This window comes from Gammaproteobacteria bacterium, assembly GCA_022340215.1.
Classification (GTDB): domain Bacteria; phylum Pseudomonadota; class Gammaproteobacteria; order JAJDOJ01; family JAJDOJ01; genus JAJDOJ01.
Genome location: JAJDOJ010000216.1, coordinates 1 through 5,170, shown reverse-complemented (window position 1 = coordinate 5,170; position 5,170 = coordinate 1). Strand labels below are relative to the sequence as shown.

At 58.9% G+C, this 5,170-nt stretch carries 4 protein-coding genes and 1 pseudogene; 2 read left to right on the top strand and 3 right to left on the bottom strand.

Features of this window, described 5'->3' with window-relative positions; genetic code table 11:
• The first annotated feature begins 199 nt into the window (after positions 1-199).
• Positions 200-427: a hypothetical protein gene (locus tag LJE91_14890; GenBank protein MCG6869964.1), complete on the top strand. Its 228-nt coding sequence runs from the start codon at positions 200-202 to the stop codon at positions 425-427.
• A gap of 153 nt (positions 428-580) precedes the next feature.
• Here LJE91_14890 and LJE91_14885 read toward each other — a convergent pair whose 3' ends face one another.
• From LJE91_14885 to LJE91_14875, 3 genes are read right to left on the bottom strand one after another with little or no spacing between them, the layout of a single operon-like run.
• On the bottom strand, positions 581-2,875 hold the full coding sequence (locus tag LJE91_14885) for an FAD-dependent oxidoreductase (protein ID MCG6869963.1): 2,295 nt from the start codon (positions 2,873-2,875) through the stop codon (positions 581-583).
• A complete protein-coding gene (locus tag LJE91_14880; protein ID MCG6869962.1) occupies positions 2,872-3,654 on the bottom strand; it encodes a 3-hydroxybutyrate dehydrogenase in 783 nt (260 codons plus the stop codon). The genes LJE91_14885 and LJE91_14880 overlap by 4 nt, the downstream gene beginning before the upstream one ends.
• Before the next feature lie 29 nt (positions 3,655-3,683).
• Positions 3,684-4,421, bottom strand: a complete 738-nt coding sequence (locus LJE91_14875) for an acetoacetate decarboxylase (GenBank protein ID MCG6869961.1) — start codon at positions 4,419-4,421, stop codon at positions 3,684-3,686.
• 173 nt (positions 4,422-4,594) lie between these two features.
• On the opposite strand from LJE91_14875, the pseudogene LJE91_14870 reads away from it, so the two are divergent.
• Positions 4,595-5,148: pseudogene (locus LJE91_14870) on the top strand (M23 family metallopeptidase).
• The last annotated feature ends 22 nt before the right edge of the window (positions 5,149-5,170 follow it).

The window sequence follows — 5,170 nt, the reverse complement described above, 5'->3', positions numbered from 1 at the left end:
GATCGGCTTTATCCGCAATACCCTTACCGGACCTTGGCTGGATCCGCAGGAGATCGCCCAGCGGCTGAACCGACCCTTTCGATTACGCTTGATCTGGGCTCGCCCTGCATGCGATCGCCGCCACTTGTCCGACAGGTGGGGTCAGCCTATCGCCTGACGTCCTACAAGCCTCTATTTGGGCGTCTTTTGAGCCAGGCCGATGGCCGCCGACGCCGTTTCCCGTGAGGCACGGCGCCGCCAATCCTCAGATTGGCCGCGTGCCTCCTTCACCGAGAATCTTCGTGCGTCGGCGCTGCGCAAAGGACTTGAATCTATGGCAATGGTTGAGGATAGTCTTCAATTGCATCTGCTGTCTTTCCGGCTTGGTTTTGATAGTTCGCAAAACCTATTTACCAAGTCTTGGCGGCAGATGCATCTCTCCCTTTGAAATAACCTCGATTCAAAAGCTATCCATGCTCACCCGCACCATCCCGGCGCAGTGTGGGCAGGCGGTGGGTTAGTATGGGCAACCGATAGAACATGCCATAGAACAGGCGGTAACCAGGGCCAGCTTCGGCCGGTTGTGAGGTGACAGTGCGCGTCAAGGCGAACCGGCCGGCGAAACACCGAGTGCCCTGCGCGCCGTCTTATAACCGGCCGCGATGTGTTCCTCCGCCGATTCCGCCGAAAACTCGTAGTCCTTCGAAGGTCCTTCGCCCGGCTCCCCTTTGTTCACGATCCGCAATATGGAGAGGGGGCCTGACTGGCCGACAGTTTCGATATAGAGTGGATGCCGCATGATTTGCGCCGCAACCTCGGGTTCGAGGCGGTCAACGAGATCGCCGACGAGCTGTTTGTAGTTCTCGATCAGCTCCCGCGTGCGGATATCCCGACGGACCTTCTCCGCATACACGATCTCGTCGCGACGAGCCGTCACCTCGCCGAGATCGGTCGGCAGTCGCTTTTTGCCGGGATACAGATTGACGATGTAGACTTTCTTGTCCGCCAGCCCGCATCGTTCAACGACCTGATCGAGGGGCGAGTTACTGACGAGTCCCCCATCCCAGTAATGCCTGCCGTCGATAGTCGTCCATGGAAATCCCGGCGGCAGACTGCCACTTGCAATCAGATGGTCCGGGATCAGGTCGTCGACATAGCTGTCGAAGGTTTCCAACTCGGCGGTCTCGACGTTTACCGCGTTGACCAACAACCGCACGGGGCTGTCCTTGAGGCGCCCGAAATTGACGTAACGTCGCAGCAGATCTTTGACTGGGGACGGATCATAGATGCTGGTCCAGCGGTACGGCAGCTGCGCCGCTGTCAGTATCGGTGCGAGCCAGCGCGGGCGGAAGAACTTCGGATTCCCGAAAGCCAGTGAGTACCACGACGACAACGCCCGCCGAATCGCATCGTTTGGCATTGGCGGGAAATGGATACTCAATTCTTCCCAGAATGCCTGTAATACGGCGGCCGCCTGATGCGGGTGACTAGCGACAATGGCGGCGTTGAAGGCCCCAATCGATACGCCAGCCACCACATCGGGGAAGATCTGGTTCTCTTCCAGAGCCTTAACCACGCCGCATTCGAATGCGCCGAGCGCGCCGCCGCCTTGCAGAATCAACACGGTCTGGGTTGCCCAGGCAGTCAGGGGCACCGATACATCCGCCAGGTCGGCAGGCGTGCGGCTGAGCGGAGTACGGTTGAGGATCATCGAACCCGCCGCCTGCTCTTCTGCAGCCGGCTGCTTGAGGAGGAACCCCGCCTGCAGCTTGTCGTTCTTCAGATAGAGGACCGAAAAGGATTCGCCCGACAGCGTGGTACGGATGACGCGTTGGTCGTGACCTTGCGGATCACCAAGGAAATTGAAGCCAATATCGAACACGTCCGAGTAAAAGATCGAGACGTCGCGGTAGGATTCCCGGCCGTCCAACATGTTTCGTGCCGCAATTCGGCCCTGCTTTACCGCATTGTCCCAATGTTCGATCCTGCGATGCCGACGCCGCACCGGGTCATAAAACATGGCTACGTCGCCGGCCGCGTATATGTTCCGGTCACTGCTTTGCAGGTACTGGTTGACGAGAACACCTTCTTCCAGAGCAAGACCACTATCATTGAGGAAGCCGACGACGGGTTCAACGCCGACGCCGACGGCCAAGATATCGCAGGGAACAACAGCGCCGGCGTCCGTGACAACCTCCGTGACACACGAGGCGCCGCGTAGTTCGGTGACCGTTTGCCCCAATATCATTACGACGCCGCGCGATCTGTAGAAATCCATAAAGAACGCGGATATCTCGGGCGATGCCAGTTGATCGTAGAGTAACTTCTCCTTCGCAATCACGGTCGTGCGCAGCCCACGGGAGACGAAAGCCGCGGCCAATTCCATTCCGATAAAGCTTGATCCGACAACGACCGCATTTCTGGCGGACGACATTGCCGCCCGTAATGCCGTCGCATCGGCATAAGTGCGCAGGTAATAAACCCCGGCGAGCTGTTCCCCTCGCATCGCCAGACGCCGCACCTGAGATCCGGTGGCGATCAGCAGTTTTTTGTAGCGAAACGATTCCGCATGATCTGTTTCAACCAACCTGCGCTTGGCGTTGACATGCATCGCTCGTGTGTTCAGGCGAACATCAATCCTGCTGTCTAGATAGAAGCTGGGTGGCTGGACAAGAAAGTGTTCCAAAGCCTGGCCTCTCAGCAGATACCCTTTGGACAGCGGCGGACGGTGGTAGGGCAGAACGTCCTCCGAGGCCAGAATCGTGATCGTGCCTGTCCCATCCTCGGAGCGAAGCGTTTCGGCCGCCGTCGCGGCTGCCAGTCCGCCGCCTATAAGCAGATAATCGACGCGCGTCTCGACGTGCGATTTGTCCCTGCCGGCATGCGCAATGCTCATTGCATAAACCAGCCGTGGCTTACCACTATGGATTGTCCCGTCAATGCGTTGGTCGGAAACGCCGCGAGAAACAAGGCCACCTCAGCGATGTCGTCAGTGGTGGTGAATTCCCCATCGACGGTCTCCTTGAGCATGACATTCTGGATGACGTCTTGTTCGGATATTCGAAGTTCCCTTGCCTGCTCGGGGATCTGCTTTTCGACCAAAGGCGTCCGCACGAAGCCGGGACAAATCACATTGGCACGCACGTGGTGTGCCGCGCCCTCCTTAGCCACGACCTTGCATAGTCCAATCAAGCCATGCTTCGCGGTTACGTAGGGCGCCTTGAGTGGGGAGGCCTCTTTGGAGTGTACAGAGCCCATGTAGATAACCGTTCCGCCGCGGTTCGAACGATACATGTGTTTAAGGCAAGCGCGTGTCGTGAGAAATGCGCCATCGAGGTGGATGGCAAGCAGCTTGCGCCAGTTGTCGAACGATAGGTCGACAACCGAGTCAATATGCTGAATACCGGCGTTGCTTACCAGGATGTCGACGCCGCCAAATTTGTCGGCGGTACGATCGACTCCCTCGTCGACCTGGTGCTCGTTACTGACGTCCATGACAATGGCGAAGGCCTTCGCTCCGCTTTTCTCGATGTCCGCTGCAGCCACACGCGCGCTCTCCAGATTGACGTCTGCGATCACGACCTTGGCGCCTTCACGCGCGAAGGACTTTGCGATATCCTTGCCGATGCCGCTCGCGGCCCCCGTCACGATCGCTACCTTGTCTTTAAGCTGCATAATCCCCCCAGTACTGTGACGTGCTTCGGTTACCTCAGATAATCATAGACGACCTTGCCCAGAGGCAAGGTCAAATCGGTGAGAATATGCGTCGCCGAGACAATCTCCAGAACGGGGAGTTCCGCGACGGGCGCCAGCGCGTGCGGGGTCAGGGCGAGCGCACCCGGTCCACTCCATACGCCTTTGATGGTGATATCGTGCAGCGTATAGCGCACCAGTTCGCATATCCGAGGCGTGCCATCCACGTGCGGAATTATCTTCAACAGAAACGTCGGCGCGCTGAGCGCATCAAACACCAACTGGGAGTCGAGCGAAACATACTTATATCCCATCGTGCCCGTCGCCACGCGCATGCCGTTGATATCCAGCGTACCCACCAATGTGTCCTTAATCACTTGCAGTCTCGGGCTGCCCAGTTTTTTGGGAAATCCCCAAAGCTCACGCCCGGCAGCTATCGGGGCATGGTCGTTGAGGTACATCCCGTGCTGGTAGCCGCCGATTTCATCCTCGAATCGCACCGGGATCACCTGGCCTGACTCGCAATAATCGCCGAAGGCCGTCGAATCCGGCATTTTCATGAACTCGAATTTCACGATCGGCTCGTGCACCTTCAGCGGCGCGGGAACGACCTTCTCTAGGACCGCAAGGTCGCTGCGATAGGCGATGATGAAATATTCGCGATTCGCGAATCGGTACGGCCCGGGAGGATAAGCCGGACTCGTCAATGGCATTGCGAAAGCATGGCGTCGCACATCATCTTCATTCATGGCGGAATCATCGCTTCGGTTGATGAGGAAACATTCACGGAGACACGATTTAATCATCCCTTGCGCACGAGAGGCTGCCCTGAACCGGGCCAGTGGTCAAGTGTGAGTGCACAATAAGAAAGGGTCAGGTCTTGACTCTTGCCTTTTCAGTCAGGTTCGCAATGCTGCCATCCGTGGAACGGCGTGAGTACCGGATTCAGCGCATCGACGGCCTGTCCCCGAAGAAGGTGACGCCGGATCCCGCCGTCCTGGGGCGCATCAGGGAGGAGGCGCCCGGGTTCGCAAGGCAAGGGAGCGTATCGATCCGCGAACGGATTTTCTGGAAGGTTTTGTCTGGCCCGCCAGTGGTCGGATCAGCGGCGTCTATGGCAGCCAGCGGGTGCTGAACGGACAACCGCGGCGGCCCCACTACGGCGTCGATGTCGCCGCACCCACCGGGACCCCCGTTCATGCCCCCGCAGGCGGGATCGTCACCCTGGCCGAGCCCCACCTCTACGACTCCGGAAGCACCGTGATACTGGCTCACGGACACGGCATGTCCTCGAGTTTTCTGCACCTCAGCAGGGTCCGGGTGAAGGAAGTGCAGGTCCTGTCCCGCGGTGACCGCATCGGGGAGATCGGCGCCACCGGTCGCGCGACCGGGCCGCATCTGGACTGGCGCATGAATCTGCGCAAGGCGTACGTCGACCCGCAGCTGCTCGTGCCGCCCATTCAGGGTGACCACTGACTGTACCGTTCGGCGCTATCCC